This window comes from Stenotrophomonas sp. SI-NJAU-1, from assembly GCF_020883215.1.
In the GTDB taxonomy this organism is placed as follows: Bacteria; Pseudomonadota; Gammaproteobacteria; order Xanthomonadales; family Xanthomonadaceae; genus Stenotrophomonas; species Stenotrophomonas indicatrix.
In genome coordinates this window covers 518056-541652 of the sequence record NZ_CP086598.1, presented here as the reverse complement: position 1 = coordinate 541652, position 23597 = coordinate 518056, and the positions used below count along the sequence as shown (strand labels likewise).

At 67.8% G+C, this 23597-nt stretch carries 23 protein-coding genes and 1 riboswitch; of the genes, 12 read left to right on the top strand and 11 right to left on the bottom strand.

What is annotated here, in order from left to right; translation table 11 throughout:
• Positions 1–122: 122 nt before the first annotated feature.
• From msrB to LMF57_RS02435, 4 genes are all read left to right on the top strand, one after another.
• Positions 123–698 carry a peptide-methionine (R)-S-oxide reductase MsrB gene (gene msrB, locus LMF57_RS02450; RefSeq protein ID WP_229290698.1) on the top strand — a complete coding sequence of 192 codons (576 nt, stop codon included), beginning with the start codon at positions 123–125 and terminating at the stop codon, positions 696–698.
• 2 nt (positions 699–700) lie between these two features.
• Entirely contained in the window at positions 701–2464 is a 1764-nt protein-coding gene (locus tag LMF57_RS02445; protein ID WP_229290697.1) for a cytochrome c biogenesis protein DipZ, read from the top strand.
• A 14-nt stretch (positions 2465–2478) separates the two neighbouring features.
• Positions 2479–3216 carry a peptide-methionine (S)-S-oxide reductase MsrA gene (gene msrA / locus LMF57_RS02440; RefSeq protein WP_229290695.1) on the top strand — a complete coding sequence of 246 codons (738 nt, stop codon included), beginning with the start codon at positions 2479–2481 and terminating at the stop codon, positions 3214–3216.
• Positions 3217–3385: 169 nt separating this feature from the next.
• Positions 3386–4834, top strand: coding sequence for a PLP-dependent aminotransferase family protein (locus tag LMF57_RS02435; RefSeq protein WP_117309444.1), 1449 nt, complete (start codon positions 3386–3388; stop codon positions 4832–4834).
• A gap of 65 nt (positions 4835–4899) precedes the next feature.
• Here the strand turns inward: LMF57_RS02435 and bioD are convergent, their stop codons facing one another.
• Positions 4900–5592 (bottom strand): dethiobiotin synthase, encoded by a 693-nt coding sequence (bioD, locus tag LMF57_RS02430; protein WP_229290691.1) that lies wholly within the window; start codon positions 5590–5592, stop codon positions 4900–4902.
• A 67-nt stretch (positions 5593–5659) separates the two neighbouring features.
• Here bioD and LMF57_RS02425 point away from each other — a divergent pair, with 67 nt between their 5' ends.
• Positions 5660–6142: a GAF domain-containing protein gene (locus LMF57_RS02425; protein WP_117309442.1), complete on the top strand. Its 483-nt coding sequence runs from the start codon at positions 5660–5662 to the stop codon at positions 6140–6142.
• Positions 6139–6501, top strand: coding sequence for a TfoX/Sxy family protein (locus LMF57_RS02420; RefSeq protein ID WP_025878429.1), 363 nt, complete (start codon positions 6139–6141; stop codon positions 6499–6501). Before LMF57_RS02425 ends, LMF57_RS02420 begins: the two co-directional genes overlap by 4 nt.
• A gap of 90 nt (positions 6502–6591) precedes the next feature.
• Here the strand turns inward: LMF57_RS02420 and LMF57_RS02415 are convergent, their stop codons facing one another.
• Positions 6592–7170 carry a histidine phosphatase family protein gene (locus LMF57_RS02415; RefSeq protein WP_117309440.1) on the bottom strand — a complete coding sequence of 193 codons (579 nt, stop codon included), beginning with the start codon at positions 7168–7170 and terminating at the stop codon, positions 6592–6594.
• A 176-nt stretch (positions 7171–7346) separates the two neighbouring features.
• Positions 7347–7568: riboswitch (cobalamin riboswitch) on the top strand.
• Between the two features lie 116 nt (positions 7569–7684).
• Here LMF57_RS02415 and btuB point away from each other — a divergent pair.
• Positions 7685–9526, top strand: coding sequence for a TonB-dependent vitamin B12 receptor (gene btuB, locus LMF57_RS02410; protein WP_229290690.1), 1842 nt, complete (start codon positions 7685–7687; stop codon positions 9524–9526).
• Between the two features lie 78 nt (positions 9527–9604).
• On the opposite strand, the gene gph is transcribed toward btuB, so the two are convergent.
• From gph to LMF57_RS02395, 3 genes are read right to left on the bottom strand one after another with little or no spacing between them, the layout of a single operon-like run.
• Positions 9605–10273, bottom strand: a complete 669-nt coding sequence (gph, locus tag LMF57_RS02405) for a phosphoglycolate phosphatase (RefSeq protein WP_093821394.1) — start codon at positions 10271–10273, stop codon at positions 9605–9607.
• A gap of 49 nt (positions 10274–10322) precedes the next feature.
• The gene (locus LMF57_RS02400) at positions 10323–11114 is read right to left on the bottom strand and encodes a class I SAM-dependent methyltransferase (protein ID WP_229290689.1); all 792 of its coding nucleotides are present in this window, start codon (positions 11112–11114) and stop codon (positions 10323–10325) included.
• Entirely contained in the window at positions 11111–12040 is a 930-nt protein-coding gene (locus tag LMF57_RS02395; protein ID WP_025878424.1) for a LysR family transcriptional regulator, read from the bottom strand. Before LMF57_RS02395 ends, LMF57_RS02400 begins: the two co-directional genes overlap by 4 nt.
• A gap of 106 nt (positions 12041–12146) precedes the next feature.
• On the opposite strand from LMF57_RS02395, the gene LMF57_RS02390 reads away from it, so the two are divergent.
• Positions 12147–12785 carry an NAD(P)H-binding protein gene (locus tag LMF57_RS02390; RefSeq protein ID WP_229290688.1) on the top strand — a complete coding sequence of 213 codons (639 nt, stop codon included), beginning with the start codon at positions 12147–12149 and terminating at the stop codon, positions 12783–12785.
• Between the two features lie 173 nt (positions 12786–12958).
• Positions 12959–13870: an MBL fold metallo-hydrolase gene (locus LMF57_RS02385; RefSeq protein ID WP_229290687.1), complete on the top strand. Its 912-nt coding sequence runs from the start codon at positions 12959–12961 to the stop codon at positions 13868–13870.
• A gap of 1123 nt (positions 13871–14993) precedes the next feature.
• Here LMF57_RS02385 and dinB read toward each other — a convergent pair.
• Entirely contained in the window at positions 14994–16088 is a 1095-nt protein-coding gene (gene dinB, locus LMF57_RS02380; RefSeq protein ID WP_229290685.1) for a DNA polymerase IV, read from the bottom strand.
• 191 nt (positions 16089–16279) lie between these two features.
• On the opposite strand from dinB, the gene fabA reads away from it, so the two are divergent.
• The gene (gene fabA, locus LMF57_RS02375) at positions 16280–16795 is read left to right on the top strand and encodes a 3-hydroxyacyl-[acyl-carrier-protein] dehydratase FabA (RefSeq protein ID WP_025878420.1); all 516 of its coding nucleotides are present in this window, start codon (positions 16280–16282) and stop codon (positions 16793–16795) included.
• Positions 16795–18003: a beta-ketoacyl-ACP synthase I gene (gene fabB, locus LMF57_RS02370; RefSeq protein ID WP_025878419.1), complete on the top strand. Its 1209-nt coding sequence runs from the start codon at positions 16795–16797 to the stop codon at positions 18001–18003. The genes fabA and fabB overlap by 1 nt, the downstream gene beginning before the upstream one ends.
• A 272-nt stretch (positions 18004–18275) precedes the next feature.
• On the opposite strand, the gene LMF57_RS02365 is transcribed toward fabB, so the two are convergent.
• Genes LMF57_RS02365 through LMF57_RS02355 form a run of 3 tightly spaced genes read right to left on the bottom strand, consistent with a single transcriptional unit; the run spans position 18276 to position 20724 of the window.
• Complete coding sequence (locus LMF57_RS02365) at positions 18276–18959, bottom strand: HAD family phosphatase (protein ID WP_117309434.1); 684 nt, start codon at positions 18957–18959, stop codon at positions 18276–18278.
• Positions 18956–19657: a 16S rRNA pseudouridine(516) synthase gene (locus LMF57_RS02360; protein WP_117309433.1), complete on the bottom strand. Its 702-nt coding sequence runs from the start codon at positions 19655–19657 to the stop codon at positions 18956–18958. The genes LMF57_RS02365 and LMF57_RS02360 overlap by 4 nt, the downstream gene beginning before the upstream one ends.
• Positions 19654–20724, bottom strand: coding sequence for a class I SAM-dependent methyltransferase (locus tag LMF57_RS02355; RefSeq protein WP_229290683.1), 1071 nt, complete (start codon positions 20722–20724; stop codon positions 19654–19656). Before LMF57_RS02355 ends, LMF57_RS02360 begins: the two co-directional genes overlap by 4 nt.
• A gap of 156 nt (positions 20725–20880) precedes the next feature.
• On the opposite strand from LMF57_RS02355, the gene LMF57_RS02350 reads away from it, so the two are divergent.
• The gene (locus tag LMF57_RS02350; RefSeq protein WP_080150143.1) at positions 20881–21144 is read left to right on the top strand and encodes a hypothetical protein; all 264 of its coding nucleotides are present in this window, start codon (positions 20881–20883) and stop codon (positions 21142–21144) included.
• A gap of 87 nt (positions 21145–21231) precedes the next feature.
• On the opposite strand, the gene LMF57_RS02345 is transcribed toward LMF57_RS02350, so the two are convergent.
• On the bottom strand, positions 21232–21522 hold the full coding sequence (locus LMF57_RS02345) for a DUF3247 family protein (protein ID WP_117309431.1): 291 nt from the start codon (positions 21520–21522) through the stop codon (positions 21232–21234).
• A 44-nt stretch (positions 21523–21566) separates the two neighbouring features.
• Positions 21567–23555, bottom strand: coding sequence for an ATP-binding protein (locus tag LMF57_RS02340; RefSeq protein WP_229290681.1), 1989 nt, complete (start codon positions 23553–23555; stop codon positions 21567–21569).
• Positions 23556–23597 lie beyond the last annotated feature (42 nt).

Below are 23597 nucleotides of genomic sequence, written 5' to 3'. Positions count from 1 at the left end.
AGGCTGCCCGCATTGTGGCGCGGGAGCGACGTGGATACCTCACGAAAAATTGAATCCTGCGTGAGGATTCGTTGACCGGAGGGGGCGCAGCATGGCCCCGTCGCCCCTTCCCGGAGTCCACCATGTCCCTCACCCGCCGCCATCTGCTGGGCCTGGGCGGCGCTGTCACCGCCGCCGGCCTGCTGGGCCTGGGCGCGTGCAGCCGCGCGGCCCCGGCCGCTGCCGAGGCACGGCCTGCGCGACAGTTCGAGGTGGTCCGCAGCGATGCCGAGTGGCGCCGGCTGCTGAGCCCGGCGCAGTACGCCGTGCTGCGCCAGCAGGCCACCGAGCGCCCCTGGAGCAGCCCGCTGAACAAGGAACATCGGCGGGGCACGTTCGCCTGTGCCGGCTGTGCGTTGCCGCTGTTCTCTTCGTCCACCAAGTTCGAAAGCCACACCGGCTGGCCCAGCTTCTGGGCGCCGCTGCACAACGCCATCGGCGAGGACCGTGACACCACCTTCGGCATGGTGCGGGTGGAAGCACATTGCCGCCGCTGTGGCGGACATCTCGGCCATGTGTTCAACGACGGCCCGCGGCCGACCGGACTGCGCTACTGCATGAACGGCGCCGCGATGACGTTCATGCCCGGGACTGCGCAACAGGACGCCGCTGGCGGCTGGCGCGTGCCGGTCGGTTCTTCCCCTGCTTCTGGAGCCTGATGATGCTGCTGTTGCTGCTTGCCTATCTCGGCGGCGTGCTGACCCTGCTCAGCCCGTGCATCCTGCCGGTGCTGCCGTTCGTGTTCGCACGCGCTGATCGTCCTTTCCTGCGCAGCACCCTGCCGCTGCTGCTGGGCATGGCACTGACCTTCACCGTGGTCGCCAGCTTTGCCGCGGTCGGCAGCCAGTGGGTGGCGCAGGCCAACCAGGTCGGCCGCTGGGTGGCACTGGTACTGATGGCGGTGTTCGCCATCGCGCTGCTGTGGCCGACCCTGGCCGACCACCTGCTGGCGCCGTTCCAGCGCATCGGCGCGCGCCTGAGCGCACGTGCCGACGCCGCGGATGCGGCTGGCCGCGGCGGCGCCTGGACCTCGCTGCTGATCGGCATCGCCACTGGCCTGCTGTGGGCCCCCTGCGCCGGTCCGATTCTCGGCCTGGTGCTGACCGGTGCCGCCCTGAACGGCGCCAGTGCCGGCACCAGTTCGCTGTTGCTGGCCTACGCGCTGGGCGCCGTCACCGCACTGGCACTGGCGGTGTGGGTGGGCGGCCGTGTGTTCCGCGCGCTGCAGGCCCGGCTCGGCCTGGGCAATGTGGTGCGCCGGGTGCTCGGCGTGGCAGCGTTGCTGGCGGTTGTGGCGATCGGCCTGGGCTGGGACACCGGCCTGCTGACCCGCCTGTCCGCGGTCAGTACCGCACGCATCGAACAGGGCCTGCTGGATGCCGTGCCCGGCACGCAGCCGGCAGCACCACCGATGATGATGATGGCAGCCGGCCAGGCAGACGCGCCGCTGCCGGTGGAAGGAACGCTGCCCACGCTGGATGGCGCCACCGGGTGGCTCAACAGCCCGCCGCTGAGCCGCGAGCAGCTGCATGGCAAGGTCGTGCTGATCGACTTCTGGACCTATTCCTGCATCAACTGCCTGCGTGCGATGCCGTTCGTGCACGAATGGGCGCAGCGCTACCGCGACCATGGCCTGGTGGTGATCGGCGTGCACACCCCGGAATTCGCGTTCGAGCGCGACCCGCGCAACGTGATGAAGGCCGTGCAGCAGCTGAAGGTCGAGTACCCGGTCGCACTCGACAACCAGTATGCGATCTGGCGCGCGTTCAACAACCGCTACTGGCCGGCGCACTACTTCGTCGATGCGCAGGGCAACATCCGCGGGCATCAGTTCGGCGAGGGCAACTACGCGCACTCCGAACAGGTGATCCGCCGCCTGCTGGTGGAAGCCGGGCAGACCGAGCTGCCGCCGCCTGCTGATCCGGCCGCGGCTGACCTGCAGGGCGTGGCCACGCAGGCCGACATGGGCAACCTGCGCTCGCCGGAAACCTACCTGGGCCACGCACGTGCCGAGCAGTTCGCCTCGCCGGGCGGGCAGCGCGCCGACGCAGCATTCGGCTACACGCTGCCGTCCACCCTGGCGCTGAACCAATGGGGCCTGTCTGGACAGTGGCGGGTCAACGATGAGGCTGCACAACTGCAGCAGGCCGGCGGCCGCATCGCGTTCCAGTTCCACGCCCGCGACCTGCATCTGGTGCTGGCACCGGGCGAGGACGGCAAGCCGGTGCGCTTCCGCGTGCTGCTCGATGGCAAGCCACTGCCTGCGGCCGATGCCGGCGCCGACGTGGCCGCCGATGGCACCGGCACCGTCAACGAGCACCGCCTGTACCAGCTGATCCGCCAGCGCGGCGCGATCGGTCCGCATCGTTTCGAGATCGAATTCCTCGACGCAGGCGTGCAGGCCTACGCCTTCACCTTCGGTTGAACCGGGAGCACACGATGAAACTCTCCTTCGAACAGGGCATTGCCGCCGGCGTCGCCGGCCTGGTCGCCACCGCGCTGGTCGCAGGTGTGCTGCTGGTCGACCACAGCGCGATCGCCGCCCCGGCCGAGCCCACCGCGCAGCGGCAGGCACTGCCTGCGCCCAGCGGCGATGCGGCCTTCCGCGATGACGCCAGCCACGCCAGCGTGGTCTTCGCCGGCGGTTGTTTCTGGGGCGTGCAGGGCGTGTTCCAGCATGTAAAAGGGGTGAGCAACGCGGTCTCCGGTTACATCGGAGGCAGTGCCGCCGACGCCCGCTATGAACGCGTCAGCAGTGGCCGCACCGGCCACGCCGAAGCGGTGAAGGTGGACTACGACCCGCGCCAGGTCAGCTATGGACAGCTGATGCAGGTGTTCTTCTCGGTGGTGCACGACCCGACCCAGCTCAACCGTCAGGGGCCCGATCATGGCAGCCAGTACCGATCGGCGATCTTCGTCGAAGACGCGCGCCAGCAGGCAGCAAGCCGTGCGTACATCAGCCAGCTTGGCCGGGCGGGGAGCTACCGCGCGCCGATCGTGACCCAGGTGAGCAGCGGCCAGCGCTTCTACCCGGCCGAGAGCTATCACCAGAACTACATGAGCAACTACCCGCAGGCCGCGTACATCCGCTACTACGACGCGCCCAAGCTGACCGCGCTGGGCAAGCAGTTCCCGGCGTTGTACCGCCGCGAACCCGCGTTGGTGCCGATGCGCTGACACCCCATGGTGGGGCCGGCCGCTGGCCGCCACCACGGCATGAAAAAGACGCACGGCCACAGGGCCGTGCGCTTGGGAAGTATCGACCCGGCCCCGATCAAGCCCGGCCGACAACGACATGCTAGGCTCGTCAGCATCATGGGTACAGAACCAGATGCGGGCCGGATCGATGGATACAGAAGACGCCACCACGATGATTCCTCCCCGCTACCAGCGGCTGTCGGACGAGCTGGCTGAAGCCATCCACGGCGGGCGCCTGCCGGTCGGCAGCCGGCTGCCGTCGCTGCGGCAGATGGCATCGCAGCGCCAGCTCAGCCTGAACACCGTGATCGCGGCCTACCGTCAGCTGGAAGACGCCGGTCTGGTCATTCCGCGGCCGAAGGCCGGCTTCGAAGTCGCGCCGCGACTGTCGGTTCCGCAGCGCTCGCTGCGCGATGCGCCGTCCGCGCCCACCGCCCCGCTGCAGCAGGTGCTGATGGCGCGGGTGCTGGAAGCGCAGCGGCGCCCCGGCGTGATCGATCTCGCCTTTGCCGGCCCGCGTGGGCGCCAGTTCTACCCGGGTGCGCAGCTGGCCCGGCACACCGCGCAGGTGCTGCGCCACGGCCAGCAGACCGTGGAGACCTACGCCCGTCCCAATGGTTCGCCACGCCTGCTGGCGCAGATCGTGCGGCGTGGCCCGCGGATGGGCCTGCATACCCACCCCGAACGCCTGCTGCTGACCCATGGTGCGATGGAGGCACTGCAACTGGCGCTGCGCGCGGTCACCCGGCCCGGCGATGCGGTGGGAATCGAAGCGCCCTCGTACTTCAACCTGTATCCCCTGCTGACCACGCTGGGCCTGCAGCCGATCGAACTGCCCACCCATCCGCAGCGCGGCCTGGACGTGGATGCGCTGGAAGCACTGCTGGAGCACACCCCTCTTGCGGCGCTGGTGGTGATGCCGACCGTGCACAACCCGCTGGGCTGCACGATGCCGATCGCCGACAAGCAGCGCCTGGCCGAACTGGTCAACGCACGCCAGCTGCCGCTGATCGAAGACGCAGTGTATGCCGAACTGCAGTTCAGCGAGCCGCCGGCGCCCTTGCTGAAGGCGTTCGACCGCGACGGTTGGGTGATGGTGGTCGGTGGATTCTCGAAGACGCTGGCACCGGACTACCGCATCGGCTGGCTCGATGGCGGCCGCTTCGCCGAACGCATCGCGCTGCTCAAATTCCAGTCCACCGGCGGCGAACCGCAGCTGCTCGGTGATGCGGTGGCGGCCTACCTGGAAGCAGGCAGCTACGAGCACCACCTGCATCGCATGCGCCGGTTGTACCGCGAACAGGTCGGTCGCCTGCGGCAGCTGGTGGCCGAACATTTCCCGGCCGGCACCCGCGCCACCGAGCCGCAGGGAGGGTTCCTGCTGTGGCTGGAGTTGCCTGGCGTAGACACCCGGGAGCTGTTCGAGCGCGCATTGGCAGAGGACATCGTGTTCATGCCGGGCCAGGTGTATTCGCGTGGCGCGCGCTACCGGCATTGCCTGCGGTTGTCGTGCTGCCAGACCCTGGACGCGCGCTTCATCGCGGCGGTGGAACGGTTGGGTGCGATCGCACGGGAGCTGGTGGCGGCAACACGGTAGTGCCGGCCGCTGGCCGGCAACCTCGAGGTGGTAAAACGCGTGCAGTTGCCGGCCAGCGGCCGGCACTACCTGTGGTCGCTGTGCAGATACGCGCTCAAGGCTTCGCCATCGGCGCCCGGCAGATGTGGCAGCCGGCCCCAGCAGGGCATCGGCAGGCGCTGCTGCAAGGTCGCGAAATTCTCATCCTGGCGCTGCATCGACGGATCGATGTGGTTGCCGATCCAGCCCAGGCACTCCACGCCACTGGCCTGCAGCGCGTGTGCGGTCAACCGCGCGTGGTTGACGCAGCCCAGGCGCATGCCGACCACCAGCACCACCGGCAGCCGCAGCGCACGCACCAGGTCAAGCTGGTCCAACTGCGCCGACAACGGCGCCAGCCAGCCGCCCACGCCTTCGACCACCACCACGTCGGCCTGTGCGCGCAGGCGTTCGAAGGCCGCCACGATCGGGGCCGGTTCGATGCACACGCCATCCTCTGCAGCCGCCAGTTCGGGCGCCAACGGCTGGCGCAATGCGTAGGGGTTCAGATCGGCGTAGTCAGGCACCGGCAGGCTGGCGGCCTGCAATGCCAGCGCGTCGTCGTTGCGCAGCCCCTGCCCCGCGTCGTGGCTGCCGCTGGCCACCGGCTTCATGCCCACCGCGCGCAGGCCGCGCCGGCGCAGCGCGTGCAGCAGCGCGGTACTGGCAGCGGTCTTGCCGATCTCGGTATCGGTGCCGGTGACGAACAGGGCCGTCGGCAACGTGGCAGGCAGGGACATCACAGGCTCCAGCAGGGCAACAGAGCCCCCATTATCGCTGGCCCGGCACGCTTGCTAGACTGCGGCCATGTTCGCCAACGCCTCGCTCACCGGCAGCAAGCCGGAACAATACGCCCAGCTGCTGGAACAGGCCCGTGGCCTGGTCTACGGCGAGTCCGACCGCATCGCCAATGCGGCCAACCTCGCTGCACTGGTCTACCACGCCCTGCCCGACCTGAACTGGGTGGGCTTCTACCTGTACGACGGCAAGGAACTGGTGGTCGGTCCGTTCCAGGGCCTGCCGGCCTGCGTACGCATTCCGCTGGACAAGGGCGTGTGCGGTGCGGCCGCCAGCCAGCGCGTTACCCAGCGGATCGAAGACGTGGACGCCTTCCCCGGCCATATCGCCTGCGACGCCGCATCGCGCTCGGAACTGGTGGTGCCGTTGCTCCGCGGTGAGGAGCTGATCGGCGTGTTCGATATCGACAGCCCCATCGTCGGCCGCTTCGATGCCGAGGACCAGGCCGGCCTGGAAGCCATCGCCGAGGTGTTCGTCGGGGCGTTGGCGTGAGCGCGGTCAAGCTGCGCAACATCGGCCCGAAGAGTGCGGCATGGCTGCGCCAGGTGGGCCTGCGCAGCCGTGAGGACCTGGTTGCCATCGGTGCCGTCGGTGCCTTCGTCAAGGTCAAGCGTGCCGGCTTCAAGCCCAGCCTCAACCTGCTGTATTCGCTGGAAGGTGCGCTGCTGGACTGCCACTGGCAGGAATTGAGCGAGCCGCAGCGTACGGCACTGGTGCAGGACTACGAAGCGCGGATTGCCGTGCATCCGCTGAAGGCGGCAGGTCCGGCATCGGGCCCGGTGCATGAGCAGCGCTTCGACGCCGAGGATGATGGCGAAGAAAGCACGGCTGAAAGCGCCGACGAGGATTGACTGTTTGGTAGTGCCGGCCGCTGGCCGGCAAGCTCAGGAACGTTGCGAAGATCGTGCAGTTGCCGGCCAGCGGCCGGCACTACCGTCCGATCAGGGTTGCTGCAGCTCCAGCAGCTCGCCCACCAGCCCCGCTTCACCGCGCTCGACCCACACGCGCAGGCGCGTGCCGTGGTCGATGCGCAGCGCCCAGCACAGCGACATCGGCAGGCCACACACCTGCGACAGCACCATGCGCAGCGGGCCGCCGTGGCTGACCACGACCGTCGGCGGCGGGTCGTCGTCATCCAGCAGGCGATCCAGCGCGCGTGCGATGCGCCGTTCGAAGTGGCCCCAGCTTTCGCCATGCGGCGGCGGAAACGCGTGCGGATCAGCGTGGAACGCGGCCAACGCCTCTTCCGGCAGGTCGAACAACGATTGGCCATCCCAGTCGCCGAAATCCAGCTCTTCCCACTCCTCGTCGGCCTCCACGTCCAGCGCGCGCGGTGTGGCCAGCGCCATCGCCGTATGCAGCGAGCGCAGGCGCGGCGAACTGATCACCCGTTCCCACGACTGCCCGGCATAGGCATCGACCAGCTCCTGCGGCAGGCGGGCCAGCTGCGGCGGATCGCTGCGGCCATCGAGGAACTCATCGCGGCCATTACCTGCATGGCGGACCAGGTCGAGGATCATGCGCGTGCCCAGTCAGGGCGGCGCGGGAACAGCGGAAAACAGACGGACATCGGCAACGGCACCACGATAATTCGAGCTGCATTCTAGGCGCTGGCGCAGGTCTGCTGCACCGTGCGGTTGCATCCGCGCCTCTCCAGTCGTGCAGGTTCACTGCTACGGGCCGGCCGCGATGCCGTAGACTGCGCGCACTTCCAGGTGACCTGCGGCCCTGCCGGCAGGTTGAAACGGGAAGCCGGTGACGCGTGACAACACGCCATGCCGGCGCTGCCCCCGCAACGGTAAGCACGTCAGTTCCAGGCAACCCGCCACTGTGCCGCAGGCATGGGAAGGCGCCTGGACGGTGGCCTTGGGCCACCCGGCGGCGAGCCCGGAGACCGGCCCGGAAGCCTCAGGTCGCGATGCGGTGGGCATGGCGCTGGTTGTCTGCGGCGATGGCTGCGGCATCGGCGCGTGCCTGCCTGTTGTGACTCCTCCCCTTCGCTGCGCGGGCGTGCGCGGCACCTGGAGTCCCCCAATGAAACTGCAGTCCCGAATGCTGTCCCTGGCCGTGCTGGCCGCGCTTCCTGCATTGGCCCTGGCCGATGATGGCGCCGCCGACCTCGACCAGGTGCTGGTCACCGCTACCCGTACTCCGATCGCCCTGCAGGACAGCATTGCGCCTGCGCAGGTGATCGACCGCGCGCAGATCGAATCCAGCCAGGCCACCTCCCTGCAGGAACTGCTGCAGGGCCGCGCCGGCATCAACCTGACCAATGCCGGTGGTCTGGGCAAGCAGAGCTCGCTGTTCCTGCGTGGCACCAATTCCTCGCACACCGTGGTGCTGGTCGATGGCGTGCGCATCAACAGCGCCGACCTCGGCCTGGCGATGTACCAGGATCTGCCGCTGGCACAGATCGAGCGCGTGGAAATCGTGCGCGGCCCGCAGTCCAGCCTGTACGGTGCCGACGCCATCGGCGGCGTGATCCAGATCTTCACCCGACGCAACCAGGGTGATTTCGCTCCGCACTTCCGGCTGGGAGGCGGCAGCAATGGCCTGCGTGAAGCCAGCGGTGGCATCGGTGGCGGCACCGAACGCGGCTGGTTCGGTGCCGACATCGCCTACCAGCATTCGGATGGCATCGATGCCTGCCGCGGTTCGGCCACGCTGTTTACCGGCTGCTTCGCCGATGAACCCGACCGCGATGGCTACCGCAACCTGTCCAAGAGCCTGCGCGGTGGTTACAACCTGGGCGATCAGTGGACCGTGGAAGGCAGCGCCCTGCGTGCCGACGGCAAGAACCACTACGACGGCTACTACAACTACTCCGAGACCCGCCAGCAGGTACTGGCCGGCAAGGTGCGCTACACCCCGTCCGAGCAGTTGACGCTGACCGCCAACGTCGGCCGCAGCGACAACGAGTCCGACAACTTCGGTGATTTCGGTGCACGCGGCAGCGCACAGACGCACCGCGACAGCGCTTCGCTGCAGGCCGACATCGGTGTTGCCGAAGGCCAGCTGCTCAGCGCCGGCGTGGACTGGAGCGAGGACAACCTGGATGGCAGCAGCGCCGGTTACCTGGTCGACAGCCGTCGCAACACCGGCGTATTCCTGCAGTACCAGGCGCGCTTCGGCCGTCACCAGCTGCAGGTCAGCGCACGCAATGATGACAACCAGCAGTTCGGCAACCATGCCACCGGCAGCTTCGGCTGGGCGATGGAGCTGGGCCACGGCCTGCGCGTCAACGCCAGCTACGGCACCGCGTTCAAGGCACCGACCTTCAGCGACCTGTACGACCCGTGGAGCGGCGTGTCGACGCTGGACCCGGAAAAGTCCAGGAGTGCCAACTTCGGCATCTCGCAGCAGGGCCAAGGCTGGCGCTGGGGCCTGGACGTGTACGAAACCCGCATCGATGACCTGATCACCTACGACGCGGCCACCTTCCGCATGCAGCAGGTCGAAAAGGCACGAATCCGCGGTGCGGAACTGACCGGCGGCGCCACCGTGGCCGGCTTCGACATCAACGCGCAGCTGAGTTTCACCGACCCGCGCAACCGCACCAACGGCAGCGCGCAGTTCGACAACTGGCTGGCACGCCGTGCGCAGCAGACCGCGCGCCTGGACATCGACCGCCGTTTCGGTGATTTCCGCACCGGCCTGACCGTGCAGGGCGCGGGCAAGCGCTACGACGATGCCGCCAACGCGGTGAAGGTCGGCGGCTACGGCACGCTGGATCTGCGCGCCGAATACGCGCTGACCCCGGCATGGTCGGTGCTGGCGCGGGTGGCCAATGTGTTCGACCGCGAGTACGAAACCGTGGCGTGGTTCAACCAGCCAGGCCGCGAGTATCAGCTGAGCGTGCGTTACCAGCCCAGGTAAGTGGTAGCGCCGGGCCATGCCCGGCGCCGGGGCGCCAGATCGAAGGGCCGCCGGGCATGGCCCGGCGCTACCGGCAGGTCAGATCGCCGATACCGCAGCCAATCCCGGCAGTTCACGCAGGTCGTCGATTACCGCGACGGCCTGCGCGTTGTCCAGGTCCAGTCCTCGCGGATAGCCGTAGCGCACCAGCGCGATCGGCATGCCGGCGTCCTCGGCAGCACGATAGTCGGTGAGCGAATCGCCGACCATCAGGCACGCATCGACGGGCAGTTCGAAGTGCGCGGCGATATGCCGCAACGGCTCACCACTGGGCTTGCGCTGCGGCAGCGAATCACCACCCAGCACCAGCGCAAAGGCATCGGCGATGCCCAGGTGCTGCAGCAACGGCGGCACCAGCGCGGCCGGCTTGTTGGTGCAGATGGCCAGCGGCACGTTCAACGCGCGCAACTGCGCCAGCGCGTCCACCACACCTGCGAACAGCTGCGGGCTGCGCAGCAGGCATTGGCGGTAATGGACCATGAAGGTCGGCATCACCGCTGCCAGATCGATCTGACGCCCGGCGGCCTGCACGGCCTGTTCGACCAGCCGGCGTACGCCGTCGCCGATCCAGCCCAGCACGGTGGCTTCGGGTACGCGCGCCAGGCCGATGTCTTCCAGCGTGCGGTTCAGTGCTTCGGCGATATCGGCGGCGCTGTCGACCAGCGTGCCATCAAGGTCGAACACGACCAGCGGATAGGGATACGACAAGGGACGGCTCACTCGTGCAACGTGGGGCGTCCATTGTACGCCCGCGTCTTCAGCCGATCCGGCGTGCGCGGGTGGCCAGGAAGGTCGGCAGGTAACGGTCGATCAGGAAGCGCGGCTGCGGCTGCCAGTCTTCCATGAAGCGGTCGATGACGAACCCGGCATCCAGCTGCCCGGCGATCAGATCCCCCAGGCTGTGGCCGAATGTCAGCGCTTCGCCACGGGCCAGCTTGGCCTCGCGCGCGGCGGGCTCCAGGTCTTCCAGGTCGGAATAGGGAATCGCGTACTGCGGGCGGATCAGGCCCTGCTCGCTCAGCTGTGCATCACGCGCAGCAACGAACACCACCGGATTGTAGAAGCTGGCCATCAGCAGGCCATCGCGTGCCAGCACCCGGCGGCACTCGGCCCACACCGGACGCACGTCGGGCACGTACAGGTTCGATATGGGATGGAACACCACGTCGAAGCTGACACTGGCAAAGGCCTGCAGATCACGCATGTCACCCTGAACGGTGCGCAGCGACAGACCGTCGCGGTCGGCCACGGCGCGGTCCTGCGCCAGCTGCCCGTCGGAAAGATCGAACACGGTCACCTCGGCGCCTGCCGCGGCAAGCACGGGTGCCTGTTGGCCACCGGCCGAGGCCAGGCACAGGATGCGCCTGCCACGCACATCGCCCAGCCAATCCAGCGGCAACGCACGCGGCGTCAGATGTACCTGCCAGCGTCCCTCGCGTGCGGCGGCAATCGTTTCGGCATCCACCGGTCGCGACCACTCACGCACCTCGCTGGCCTGGCGGTCCCAGGCAGCACGGTTGTGGTCGATCAACGCCTGTCCATGGTTCATGTGTTCTCCTTGCCCGAAGGCCGCCAGTCCAGATCCTGGAAGGCCGGGCTGGCGAAGCACTCGGCAAGGAAATCCAGGAATCGCCGCATGATAACGGGCTGTTGCCGGCGCGAGGCGTACACGGCATGAATGCCCAGCTCGTCCAGGCTGTACTCGGGCAGCAGTTCGATCAGTTCGCCGCTGCGCAGCAACGGTGCAACCTGGTAGGTCGGCAACATGGCGATGCCGGCATTGGCGCGCACCGCCTCCAGCAGCAGCGATGCTTCATTGGCACTGATGTTGCCGCCCACCGCCACCGACAACGAGCGCCCTTCGCGATGCAGCTGCCACAGGCTTTTGCCGACGTAGTGATGGGTCAGGCAGTTGTGCACGGCGAGGTGTTCGGGTGCGGTCGGCGTGCCACGCGCCTGCAGGTAGGCAGGCGTCGCGCACAGCACCGAACGGCAGATCGCCAAGCGACGTGCGATCAGGCTGGGATCGATCTGCCGCGCGATGCGCACGGCCAGGTCGACGCGCTCCTCCACCAGGTTGACCATGCGGTCGACCAGCAGCAGTTCGATGCGTGCGGCCGGATGGCGTTGCACGAAGGCGGCCACCGCACGCGCCAGATGGCTCTGCCCGAACGACACGCTGGCGGTGATGCGCAGCGTGCCGTGCGGCTCGGGATCGTCGCTGGCCAGCTCGCCCTGCAGTTCCTCGCCGATCGCCAGCATCTGCCGGAAACGCGCCAGCGCGGCTTCACCGGCCCCGGTCAGGCTCACCCGCCGCGTGGTCCGGTGCAGCAGCCGCGCACCCAGCCAGCCCTCCACCTCGGCCAGGTAGCGGCTGACCATCGCCCGCGACATGTCCAGCACCTCGGCGGCGGCGGTCAGGCTGCCGCGCTCGGCCACTTCGACGAATACGGTCATGGCGGTCAATCGGTCCATCTGCTCGATCCATGCAACAAACAAGCGCGTTATACGCTGTTTTTCGAGCGACTGCAGCGGCCTACAGTGGCCCCATTCCCAGCCACCACCCCCACGGAGTCCTGCCATGAAGATCGCCCTCGTCGGTGCCACCGGCAACATTGGCCGCCAGATCGCCCGCCACGCGCTGGCCAACGGCCATCAACTGACCGTCATCGTGCGCAACGCGCAGGACCTGCCGGCCGAGCTGGCCGGCGCCCATCCGGTCATCGCCTCGCTGGATGACCAGGACGCCCTGGTCGCCGCCATCGCCGGCCACGATGTGCTGGCCAGCGCCTACGGCCCGCGCCCGGGCGACGACATCGGTCGCGTCGGCGAGGTTGCCGCACAACTGGCCAACGCCGCCCGCAAGGCCAACGTGCCGCGCCTGGTCGTGGTCGGCGGCGCCGGCAGCCTGGAAGTCGCCCCCGGCGTGCAGCTGGTCGACACACCCACTTTCCCGGAGGCCTACAAGCCCTACGCGCTGGCCCACCGTGAAGCGTTCAACCGCCTGCAGGCGGTGGATGACCTGGACTGGACCTTCTTCTCGCCGGCCGCCGAAATCGGCCCAGGTGAAGAGCGTGGGCAGTACCGCGTGCAGCCCAAGGCCTTCCTCGCCGATGCCAGCGGCCACAGCCGCATCAGCTACGCCGACTACGGCGCCGCGTTCGTCGCCGAACTGGAAGCGCACAAGCACCCCAGGCAGATCATCACGGCGGCGTACTGATCGCGCACTCGCCGGCCTGACCGCCCGCCGGGCATGGCCCGGCGCTACCCCCCTGTAAAGCCGAAGGCAACGGCAGGAGCCGTTGCCAACGTTGCTTGCGACGGCCCGTAGGGGGCCGGGCAAGGAAGCCCGGCATAGCCAACGCTCGGCTCGACACTCCAAGGACACCTCCCATGCGTACTGCTGCCCTGCTGCTTCCTCTCGCGCTGGCTGCCAGCTTCACCAGCGCCCCACTGCTGGCCGCACCGGCCGCGCCTGCACCCGCCAGCGCTGCCAAATCCCAGCTGCGCCTGCAGACCTTCCATCCCGGCCCGCAGGCAATGTTCTCGGTGTCCTCGGTGCTGATCGAAGGGCGCAACGACGCGATCCTCGTCAACGCGCAATTTGCTGCCGGCGATGCACGCCGGCTGGTCGAGCAGATCCGTGCCAGCGGCAAGCGGCTGACCACCATCTACATCAGCCATGGCGATCCGGACTATTACTTCGGCCTGGCCACCGTGCAGGATGCGTTCCCGCAGGCGCGCATCGTTGCCACCGCGCAGACCGTGGCGCACATCCGTGAATCCCAGGCCGGCAAGCTGGCGTACTGGGGGCCGAAGATGGGCGCCAACGCTCCCGCACGCATCGTGGTGCCCGCCGTGCTGGAAGGCGATGCACTGCAGTTGGAAGGCCAGCGCCTGCCGTTGATCGGCCTGGATGGACCGACGCCGGACCGCAGCGTGCTGTGGGTGCCGTCGCTGCGCGCGATCGTCGGTGGCATTCCGGTGGTGGCCGGCGAGCACGTGTGGATGGCCGATACGCAGACGCCGCAGTCGCATGCCGATTGGCTGCGCACGCTGCAGCAGCTGCAGGCGCTGAAGCCGAAGGTGGTGGTGCCCGGTCATTACGCGGAGGGTGCGGCACTGGATGCCAGTGCGCTGCGCTTCACCGCGGATTACATCCGTGCCTTCGATGTTGAAACCGCCAAGGCCAAGGACAGCGCTGCGTTGGTGAAGGCGATGCAGGCGCGCTATCCGCAGCTGGCGGGTGTGGCGTCGCTGGAGTTGAGTGCGAAGGTGGCCAAGGGCGAGATGCAGTGGCCGTAAGGTAGGGGGGTTCTTTTGCAGGGCTGCGCCCTGCACCCGCAGAGGCAACTGCAACAGCCGAAGCAACAGCAGAAGCTGGTTTTCTGAGGGTTAGCGGGGTGGGTCCGGTTGCGGGGGACGCCGTGAATACGTCCATGTAGGCTCGGTCGCGCCATCCATGGCGCTCACGCCCCCGCAACCGGACCCACCCCGCCTTCGACAGGTTCCCGCTGCGGTTGGTGGGTGCTGGCCGCTGGTCGGCACGCGGCTGTTGGTAGGTGTCGACCTTGGTCGACACATGTATCAGGTCCGTGGGGAATCGTTCGTTGCGTGCTCGAACAATTCGCCCTGCACCACGGCTTCCTTTTCGCGGAAACCGCCAAGGCCGACGCTGAGCTGGAATTGAGTGCGAAGGTGGCCAAGGGCGAGATGCAGTGGCCATAAGGCAGGGGTTCTTTTGCAGGGCTGCGCCCTGCACCCGCAGAGGCAACTGCAACAGCCGAAGCAACAGCAGAAGCTGGTTTTCTGAGGGTTAGCGGGGCGGGTCCGGTTGCGGGGGACGCCGTGAATACGTCCATGTAGGCTCGGTCGCGCCATCCATGGCGCTCACGCCCCCGCAACCGGACCCACCCCGCCTTCGACAGGTTCCCGCTGCTGTTGGTGGGTGCTGACCGTTGGTCGGCACGCGGCAGTTGGTAGGTGTCGACCTTGGTCGACACATGTATCAGGTCCGTGGGGAATCGTTCGTTGCGTGCTCGAACAATTCGCCCTGCACCACGGCTTCCTTTTCGCGGAAACCGCCAAGGCCGACGCTGAGCTGGAGTTGAGTGCGAAGGTGGCCAAGGGCGAGATGCAGTGGCCATAAGGCAGGGGTTCTTTGCAGGGCTGCGCCCTGCACCCGCAGAGGCAACTGCAACAGCCGAAGCAACAGCAGAAGCTGGTTTTCTGAGGGTTAGCGGGGTGGGTCCGGTTGCGGGGGACGCCGTGAATACGTCCATGTAGGCTCGGTCGCGCCATCCATGGCGCTCACGCCCCCGCAACCGGACCCACCCCGCCTTCGACAGGTTCCCGCTGCGGTTGGTGGGTGCTGGCCGCTGGTCGGCACGCGGCTTTTGGTAGGTGTCGACCTTGGTCGACACATGCATCAGGTCCGTGGGGAATCGTTCGTTGCGTGCTCGAACAATTCGCCCTGCACCACGGCTTCCTTTTCGCGGAAACCGCCAAGGCCGACGCCGACCAGCCGATAGCGGGTGTCGACGGGCAGGTCGACGCGGGCGCGCAGGGCCAGTGCGATGTCGCGCAGTTCTTCCATCGACTCGGGCGGGCGTTCGGGGGTGAAGCTGCGGGTGAGGATGCGGAACTGCGCGGTCTTCAGTTTCAGTACCACCGTGTGGCCGATGCGTTCGGTCTTGCGCGTGGCCTGCCAGGTCTTCCCGGCCAGCTGCACGATCGCCTCGCCCAGGTCTTCCAGCAGCAGGTCCTCGGCGAAGGTGTCCTCCGAAGAAATCGACTGCACCTGCTGGTCCGGTTCGACCGGCCGCTCGTCGACACCACGTGCGCGGTTGTACAGGCTGCGGCCGAAGCTGCCGAAGGCGTCTTCCAGGTCCGGCAGCGTCCATTGCCGCAGGTCGCCGCAGGTGACGATGCCGCGCGCCGCCAGCTTGCCTTCCATCACCTTGCCCACGCCGGGCACGCGGTTCACCGGCAGCGGCAGCAGGAATGCGTCCACCCGCTGCGGCGGAATCACGAACTGGCCGTCGGGCTTGCGCCAGTCCGAGGCGATCTTGGCCAGGAACTTGTTCGGCGCGATCCCGGCTGAAGCGGTCAGGTTGGTTTCCTCGCGGATCTGCGCGCGGATGGTGCGGGCGATGTCGGTGGCCAGTTCGATGCCACTCTTCGGCTCGGTCACGTCCAGGTAGGCCTCGTCCAAGGACAACGGCTCGACCAGGTCGGTATGGCGCAGGAAGATCTCGCGCACGTGGCGCGACACCGCCTTGTAACGCGCGAAGTCCGGCGGCACGAAGACCGCGTCCGGGCACAGGCGCTCGGCGCGCAGTGCCGGCATTGCCGAACGCACGCCGAACACGCGCGCCTCGTACGAAGCGGCACACACCACTGAACGCGCGCCGCGCCATGCCACCACCACCGGCTTGCCGCGCAGTGACGGATCGTCACGCTGCTCCACCGACGCGTAGAAGGCGTCCATGTCGACGTGGATGATCTTGCGCAGTGCGTTCATGGTTGGCCCACATGATACCCGCACCGTACCGGTCCAGACGCCGAAGTATGGTCGTTCTGCATCAACGGGATGCGTGGTTTCAGCTGAAAACACTACGCACGCGTACGGAGACGCGGTTTGATATCCGCCTGATCCGTCGTGCATCCTCGGGAACTCGTTGCCTTGTTTTCGCTTCCAGGATTGCGCTTTCCATGACTCGTCTCCACGCGTTCAACCGCGACCAGCTGCTGGCCAGCGCACGCGGTGAACTGTTCGGCGCTGCCGCCGGCCGGTTGCCCAACGACCCGATGCTGATGTTCGACCGCATCACCGAAATCCGCGAGGACGGCGGACCGCATGGCAAGGGCATGGTACGCGCCGAACTGGATATCCGCCCGGACCTGTGGTTCTTCGGCTGCCACTTCATCGGCGACCCGGTGATGCCCGGCTGCCTGGGCCTGGATGCCATGTGGCAGCTGACCGGCTTCTTCCTGACCTGGCTGGGTGCCCCCGGCAAGGGCCGCGCCCTGGGCTGCGGCGAAGTGAAGTTCACCGGCCAGGTGCTGCCCGACGCCAAACTGGTGCGCTACGAGATCGACATCAGCCGCGTCATCAACCGCAAGCTGGTGATGGCCCAGTCCGACGCGCGCATGTACGTGGACGACCGCGAGATCTACAACGCCCGCGACCTGCGCGTGGGCCTGTTCACCGAAACCGGGAGCTTCTGATGCGTCGCGTCGTCATCACCGGCATGGGCATCACGTCCTGCCTCGGCAATGATCTGGATACCGTTTCGGCTGCCCTGCGTGAAAGCCGCGCCGGCATCACCGCGCTGGCCGACCACGCCGAAGCCGGCCTGCGCAGCCAGGTGGGTGGTCGCGTCGACCTCGATCTGGATGCGCTGATCGACCGCAAGCAGAAGCGCTTCATGAGCGATGCCGCTGCCTTCGCCTACCTGGCGATGGCCGATGCCATCACCGATGCGGGGCTGACCCCGGAGCAGGTCAGTGGCCTGCGCACCGGCCTGATCGCCGGTTCTGGCGGTGGCTCCAGCGAATGGCAGGTCGGTGCGGTGGATCTGCTGCGCAGCCGTGGCGTGCGCAAGGTGGGCCCGTACATGGTGCCGCGCACGATGTGCTCGACCGTGTCGGCCTGCCTGGCTACCGCATTCCAGATCAAGGGTGTCAGCTACTCGCTGTCGGCCGCCTGCGCGACCTCGGCGCACTGCATCGGTGCGGCTGCCGACCTCATCCGCCACGGCGCGCAGGACATCATGTTCGCCGGCGGCGGTGAAGACCTGCACTGGTCGATGAGCGTGATGTTCGATGCGATGGGCGCACTGTCCACCAGCTTCAACGACACCCCCGCCAGCGCCTCGCGCCCGTATGACAAGGACCGCGATGGCTTCGTCATCGCCGGCGGTGGCGGCATGCTGGTGCTGGAGGACTACGACCACGCGGTGGCACGTGGCGCGCACATCCATGCCGAGCTGATCGGCTATGGCGTGACCTCCGATGGCGCCGACATGGTCGCGCCGTCCGGCGAAGGCGCCGTGCGCTGCATGAAGATGGCGCTGCAGAACGTTGACCGTCCGCTGGATTACCTCAACACCCACGGCACCTCGACCCCGCTGGGCGATGTGACCGAGCTGGGTGCGATCCGCGAGGTGTTCGGCGATGCGATTCCGCCGCTGTCCTCGACCAAGGCGCTGTCGGGCCATTCGCTGGGCGCTGCCAGCGTGCATGAAGCGATTTACTGCCTGCTGATGATGCGCGATGGCTTCGTGGCCGGCTCGGCCAACATCGGCGAGCTGGACCCGAGGGTGGAAGGCTTCCCGATCCTGCGCGAAAGCCGCGAGCAGAAGCTGGATACGGTGATGTCCAACAGCTTCGGCTTCGGTGGCACCAACGCGGCGCTGGTGTTCGGCAGGGTGTGATCTGAAAACGTGCCAACCAAGGTTGGCACCTGCCAGGGCGGTAGCGCCGGGCCATGCCCGGCGAGAGCGGCGAAGCGTGCCGACCAACGGTCGGCACCCACCAGGTTCAAGGTGGCACCACCAGGTTCAAGGTGGCACCACCAGGTTCAAGGTGGCACCACCAGGTTCAAGGTGGCACCACCAGAGCGGTAGCGCCGGGCCATGCCCGGCGAGAGCAGTGAAGCGTGCCGGCCAACGGTCGGCACCCACCATCACCCACCATCCCCCAACCGTTACCTCGGCAACAGCGGCAGCAGCAGCGCGTGCGCGTCCACCAGCGAGCCGACGATGCGGTGGCCCAGCGCGCGCAGTTCTTCATCGGGATGCACCAGGTCCGGTACCTGGATCACGGTCATGCCGGCCGCCAGCGCGGCACGGGTTCCCGCCGGCGAATCCTCCAGCGCCAGGCAACGTTCCGGCGCCTGTCCCAGCCGCTGCGCGGCCAGCAGGTAGATGTCCGGCGCCGGCTTCGGCCGCGCCACATCGCCACTGGTGATCACCGCATCGAAGTAGGGCAGCAGCCCGGCTGCAGCCAGCTTGCGGTTGGCCCGCGGCTGCCGCGTGGTGGTCGCCACCGCGCGCGGCACCGCATGCGCCTTCAGCAGCTCCAGCAGTTCCAGGATGCCCGGCCGCAGCGGCAGCCCGGTCTGCGTGCGCTCCTCGTACAGATCATGGCAACGCGCGGCCATGGCCTCGATCATGCTGTCTTCGATGCCCTGCTGGCGCAACAGCGCCTGGCTGTCGCGGTCGCCAAGGCCGACCATGCGCACGAAGAAGCGGGCATCCAGGGGCAGGCCGAATTCCTCCGCCGCCTCGCTCCAGCATGCAAGCGACACACGCTCGCTGTCGATCATCAGGCCGTCCATGTCGAAGATGACGGCGTCGGGCAGGAACGGCAGCGCAGCGATGGAGGTCATGGAGCGAACAACGTATCCAGGTCGGTGGAGGTCAGCAGCCGCCATTGCCCTTCGGCCAGTCCCTGCAGGTCCAGGCCACCGACACGGCTGCGGTGCAGTGCCTGCACGTGGTTGCCTGTGGCAGCGAACATGCGGCGTACCTGATGGTAGCGGCCCTCGTGCAGTACCAGGCGCGCCCTGCGCGGGCCGAGCACCTGCAGTTCAGCCGGCAGCAGGGGCGTTTTCTCCGCTTCCAGCATCAGCGTGCCGCTGGCAAACAGCGCCACCTCGTCACCACGCAGGTCTTCGGCCAGCTCCACTTCGTAAACCTTGGGCAGCTTCGACTTCGGCGAAATGATCCGATGCAGCAGGTTGCCGTCGTCGGTCAGCAGCAACAGGCCGCTGGTCTCACGGTCCAGACGGCCGACGGTGGACAGCACCGGGTCGCGGTCGCGGAAGCGCGGCGGCAGCAGGTCGTAGATCAGGCGGCCCTTGTCCTTGGTCGAACAGGTGTAGCCGGCCGGCTTGTACATCGCCAGCGACAGGCCCACCGGCGGGTCCAGTGGCTCGCCGTCCACCCGCACCGCTTCATGCGGCACCTGGTCGTCGGCGTAGAGCACCTCGCCGTCGGCGTCGGTGACGCGGCCTTCGCGGAACATCCACTGCACCTGCTTGCGGCTGCCGTAGCCGAGGTTGGCGATGTGCTTGACCAGCTTCACCGGGCCTTCCCCTTGCCCTTCACCGCTTCTACCAGCTTGAAGCCATCGCGCTCGGCAACCACGCGCACCGCGCCGAAGCTCTCGTTGAGCGTGTATTCGTAGGGCAGGTGGCGGTTGGCCACCACGTACAGGCGTCCACCGGGGCGCAGCGCCTGCGCGGCCACGGCGATGAAGCGCTGGCCGATGTCCGGGCGGTCCGCACGCGAGGGCGTGTGGAACGGCGGGTTGCTGATGATGACGTCGTAGTCCGGCTCGATACCGGCGGTGACGTCGCGCCACAGGAAGCGCAGCGGCACGGGGCGCGGTGGCGGCGCCAGATTGAGTTCGGCCAGGTCCAGCGCGCGCTTCTCGGCCTCGTACAGGTCCAGCGCGGTGATCTTCGGGCAGCGCTCCAGCAGCTCGCGCGACAGGTAGCCATAGCCGGCACCGAGGTCTGCCGCACGCCCGGCCAGGTCGGCCGGCAGGTGTTCGGCCAGCAGCGCCGATGCCGGGTCGATGCGGTCCCAGGCGAACACGCCCGGACGGCTGAGGAAGCGGCCGCCGACGATCGGCCGCACCGCGTCCAGCGTGGCCCAGCGCTTGGCCAGGTCCGCATCGTGCTGGCCCTGCAGCGGTGCAGTCCAGAACACGCGGCAGTGGTTCTTGGTCAGGCTGCCGCCAAGGCCGGTCAACTGCTTCAGGTCGCCTTCGCCGGAACGTGCGCCTTCGTTGTTGTGCTGGCAGGCCACGATGCGGCCACCCTCGGCGACCAGCGCCAGGGCACGGGCGAACAGCGCGCGGGCTTCCTCGCGCTGGCGCGGCGGCAGCACCAGCACCAGCGGGTAACGGCCGCGGCCGGCAACATCATCCAGCAGGCCGCTGACGGTCCAGCCAGCGGCCTGCTGCAGCGGCTGCGCGAACGGGGCGAAGCTCTGCTCGCAATCCACCTGGCGGCCGCCGGCCTGCTCGCGCAGGGGCCAGCCGTCACGGGCGCGCAGGAAGGCCACCGGACCCTCCGGCCAGCGCAGGGCACCGCTGGAGAACGGCAGGAACAGGGTCTGCAGGGGGGCGTCGTCGCTGGATGCCATCGGCGCGGGTACTGGAAGCGTGAGGGCCGTCCATTGTACCGGCTTGTCCGGCCCGGCCCCGAACGCCGCTTTGCGAAACTTCAACGTTGCCTTGATGCCGCAGCAACATGCCAGCGCTCAGGGTAGAAGCTCCCCCGCAACCCATGGAGATCCTGCATGCGAGCCTTGTTCGTCGGAGGTGTCGTCGACAACAGTGAAATGGACCTGGAAGGCAGCCATCCCCCCGTGCATTACCCGGAGGACACCGGCGGCGGCCATTCCCGCTACCGCCTGCACCAGGTCGGCCACGGCGCCGATGGCAGCGTGGCCTACGCGGTCTACGGCGCGCCGGATCTGGCAGACGATGAAGTGGCGCGGGTGGCCGAGGAGCGCGCCTACGAGCGCAGGTTCGAAGCGACGGCAACGCTGTTCGAGCATTGACCATCGAATGATCATCGCAGCCACGCATGGCATGGCGTGGCTCTAGAGTAGATCCACGCCATGCGTGGATGCAGCAATCTGCTGCCGTCAGAGCCTCGGCGGCAGCTCGCGGATGCTGGCGATTTCATCCAGCCATACGTGATGCTGCTGCACCGGCGCATCAAGATCGTCCAGCCGCAGCTGGCCATTGCTGCCTTCGTCGCCGGCGTCGTTGCGGTACTGCTGCAGCGTCGGCTGCACTGCAACCGTGCCCAGCAGGCGTCGGCCATCGTGCAGGGTCAGCTGCACCTGGGTCTCCCCGCGCAGCTGCGGCAACAGGGCTTCCAGGTGCGCGATCTGCGCGGGATCGGTATGGATTCGTGGAGCAATACGGGACATCGGCGACCTCCTGAACTGCAGGGTCGCCGATCGTCCGTGAATGCTCAGTGCAGCAGGCTGTCCCCGCGCGTGGCCTGCACGCGCCGCACCACACCCACCAGCTGCGCCACCGAATACGGCTTGGCCACATGCTCCTGGAAGCCCGAGGCCAGCGCGCGGCGGCGGTCGTCGGCGCGCGCCAGCGCCGTCACCGCTACCGCCGGCAGCGCTGCCGCGTCCACGCCCAGGTCCTGCCGCAACGTGCTTACCAGGCCATAGCCATCCATGCCCGGCATGCCGATGTCGGTCAGCAGCACCTGGTACTGCAGGTGGCCATTGTCGGCCAGCAGCGCCAGCGCTTCGCCCGCCGAACTGGCGGCGGACACGCTGGCGCCCTGCTCTTCCAGCATGCGCCGCAGGTACTCCAGCACTTCAGGCTGGTCTTCCACCGCCAGCACATGCAGGCCACGCAGCGGGTACGGTTCGACCACCATCGGTTCCAGGATCGGACCGCTGACGACCTCGCGCAGCGGACGCCGTTCGGCATCGGGCAGATGCTGCGGCAGGCGCACGGTGAAGGTGGAGCCGTGACCATGGCCATCACTGGCCGCGCTGACCGAACCGCCGTGCAGTTCGACCAGCTGCTGCACGATGGCCAGGCCCAGGCCCAGACCGCCATGGCGGCGGGTGGTGGTGCCGTCGGCCTGGCGGAAGCGGCTGAACAGATGGTTCAGGAACTCCGGCGCGATGCCGTCGCCGGTATCGCGCACGGTGATCGTCCAGTAGTTGCCATCGGCCTGCAGCTGCACGTCGATGCGGCCTTCGGCCGGGGTGAACTTGATCGCGTTGGACAACAGGTTCCAGAACACCTGCTGCAGCCGGGTGGCATCGCCCAGCACCTGGCAGGGCTGTGCCGGCAACTGCAGGGTGACGTCCAGCGCCTTGCCCTCGGCCACGAGTTCCTGTGCGCCCATCGCTTCGTTCAACTGGTCGCGCAGGTCCAACACTTCCACTTCCAGCTGCACCTTGCCCAGCAACATGCTGCTGAGGTCGAGCATGTCCGAGATCAACCGCTTCTGCGCGGTCGCGCTGTTGGCGATCACGCCCAGGCCCTTGTACAGCGGGCTGGTGGAATCCACGCGCTGCAGCAGCAGTTCGCTCCAGCCCAGGATCGTGGTCAGCGGCGTGCGCAGCTCGTGCGACAGCGTGGCCAGGAACTCATCCTTCAGCCGCGCCATGTTTTCGGCCGCACTGCGCGCGGCACGCTCGGACTGCAGCAGTTCCTCGCGCGCCAGTTCGATCTCGCGACGCTCGGTGACATCCGGGCTGCTGCCGGCCAGGCCGATGAAACGGCCCATCCGCGAAAAGCGCGGACGTGCGTTCATTTCCAGCCAGCGCCACTGCCCATCGGCACGACGTGCACGCACCAGTGCATGCATCGAACGCTGCGCCTTCAGTGCTTCCTGCAGTTCGTATTCGAATACCGACGCATCGTCGGGATGCACCAGGCCGCGCCAGACATCTTCCGGCACCCGGTTCTCGTCGCCGCCGAAGAACTCGCTGAAGGCACTGTTGACAAAGCGAGCATGGCCGCGCTCGTCCAGCACCCACACCGGCATCGGCAGGCCGTCGGCCAACGCACTGAAACGGGCCTCGCTCTCGCCCAGCTCCACCTCCATCTGCTTGCGCGCGGTCACGTCGAAGAACAGGATGCCGACCTTGTCCTCGCCCGGCTGACCAACCCGCACAGCATCCACCGCGAACGTGCGCCCGAGTGCACGGGCATCCATCTCGAACTGCGCCGGCCGCCCGGTCCGGGCGACTTCGCCATAGATCCGGAACCAGTCACGTTCGTGGTGCGGCTCCAGCGCGCTCATGCGCTTGCCGCAGGCATCCTTCAGCCCGGTATGGCGCTCGAACGCCTCGTTGACCTCGAGAAAGCGGTAATCGACCGCCTCATCACCGTCGAACAGCACCTGGATCACACAGAAACCTGCGTGGATGCGCTCAAGCACGCCATGGTGCAGGTCGGTTTCGGGCGTCGGCACCAACAAGGGTGAGCGCTCCACAAGGGGCGGCAGTGTAGACAAGGGCGT

Excerpts from the sequence above, each read along its gene's own strand:
- LMF57_RS02365 (WP_117309434.1), bottom strand. The coding sequence starts at position 18,959 with ATGACCTCCATCGCTGCGCTGCCGTTCCTGCCCGACGCCGTCATCTTC.
- fabB (WP_025878419.1), top strand. The coding sequence starts at position 16,795 with ATGCGTCGCGTCGTCATCACCGGCATGGGCATCACGTCCTGCCTCGGC.
- bioD (WP_229290691.1), bottom strand. The coding sequence starts at position 5,592 with ATGTCCCTGCCTGCCACGTTGCCGACGGCCCTGTTCGTCACCGGCACC.
- msrA (WP_229290695.1), top strand. The coding sequence starts at position 2,479 with ATGAAACTCTCCTTCGAACAGGGCATTGCCGCCGGCGTCGCCGGCCTG.
- LMF57_RS02425 (WP_117309442.1), top strand. The coding sequence starts at position 5,660 with ATGTTCGCCAACGCCTCGCTCACCGGCAGCAAGCCGGAACAATACGCC.
- LMF57_RS02345 (WP_117309431.1), bottom strand. The coding sequence starts at position 21,522 with ATGTCCCGTATTGCTCCACGAATCCATACCGATCCCGCGCAGATCGCG.
- LMF57_RS02350 (WP_080150143.1), top strand. The coding sequence starts at position 20,881 with ATGCGAGCCTTGTTCGTCGGAGGTGTCGTCGACAACAGTGAAATGGAC.
- dinB (WP_229290685.1), bottom strand. The coding sequence starts at position 16,088 with ATGAACGCACTGCGCAAGATCATCCACGTCGACATGGACGCCTTCTAC.
- LMF57_RS02385 (WP_229290687.1), top strand. The coding sequence starts at position 12,959 with ATGCGTACTGCTGCCCTGCTGCTTCCTCTCGCGCTGGCTGCCAGCTTC.
- btuB (WP_229290690.1), top strand. The coding sequence starts at position 7,685 with ATGAAACTGCAGTCCCGAATGCTGTCCCTGGCCGTGCTGGCCGCGCTT.
- msrB (WP_229290698.1), top strand. The coding sequence starts at position 123 with ATGTCCCTCACCCGCCGCCATCTGCTGGGCCTGGGCGGCGCTGTCACC.
- LMF57_RS02395 (WP_025878424.1), bottom strand. The coding sequence starts at position 12,040 with ATGGACCGATTGACCGCCATGACCGTATTCGTCGAAGTGGCCGAGCGC.
- LMF57_RS02355 (WP_229290683.1), bottom strand. The coding sequence starts at position 20,724 with ATGGCATCCAGCGACGACGCCCCCCTGCAGACCCTGTTCCTGCCGTTC.
- LMF57_RS02390 (WP_229290688.1), top strand. The coding sequence starts at position 12,147 with ATGAAGATCGCCCTCGTCGGTGCCACCGGCAACATTGGCCGCCAGATC.
- LMF57_RS02435 (WP_117309444.1), top strand. The coding sequence starts at position 3,386 with ATGGATACAGAAGACGCCACCACGATGATTCCTCCCCGCTACCAGCGG.
- LMF57_RS02400 (WP_229290689.1), bottom strand. The coding sequence starts at position 11,114 with ATGAACCATGGACAGGCGTTGATCGACCACAACCGTGCTGCCTGGGAC.
- LMF57_RS02415 (WP_117309440.1), bottom strand. The coding sequence starts at position 7,170 with ATGATCCTCGACCTGGTCCGCCATGCAGGTAATGGCCGCGATGAGTTC.
- fabA (WP_025878420.1), top strand. The coding sequence starts at position 16,280 with ATGACTCGTCTCCACGCGTTCAACCGCGACCAGCTGCTGGCCAGCGCA.
- LMF57_RS02445 (WP_229290697.1), top strand. The coding sequence starts at position 701 with ATGCTGCTGTTGCTGCTTGCCTATCTCGGCGGCGTGCTGACCCTGCTC.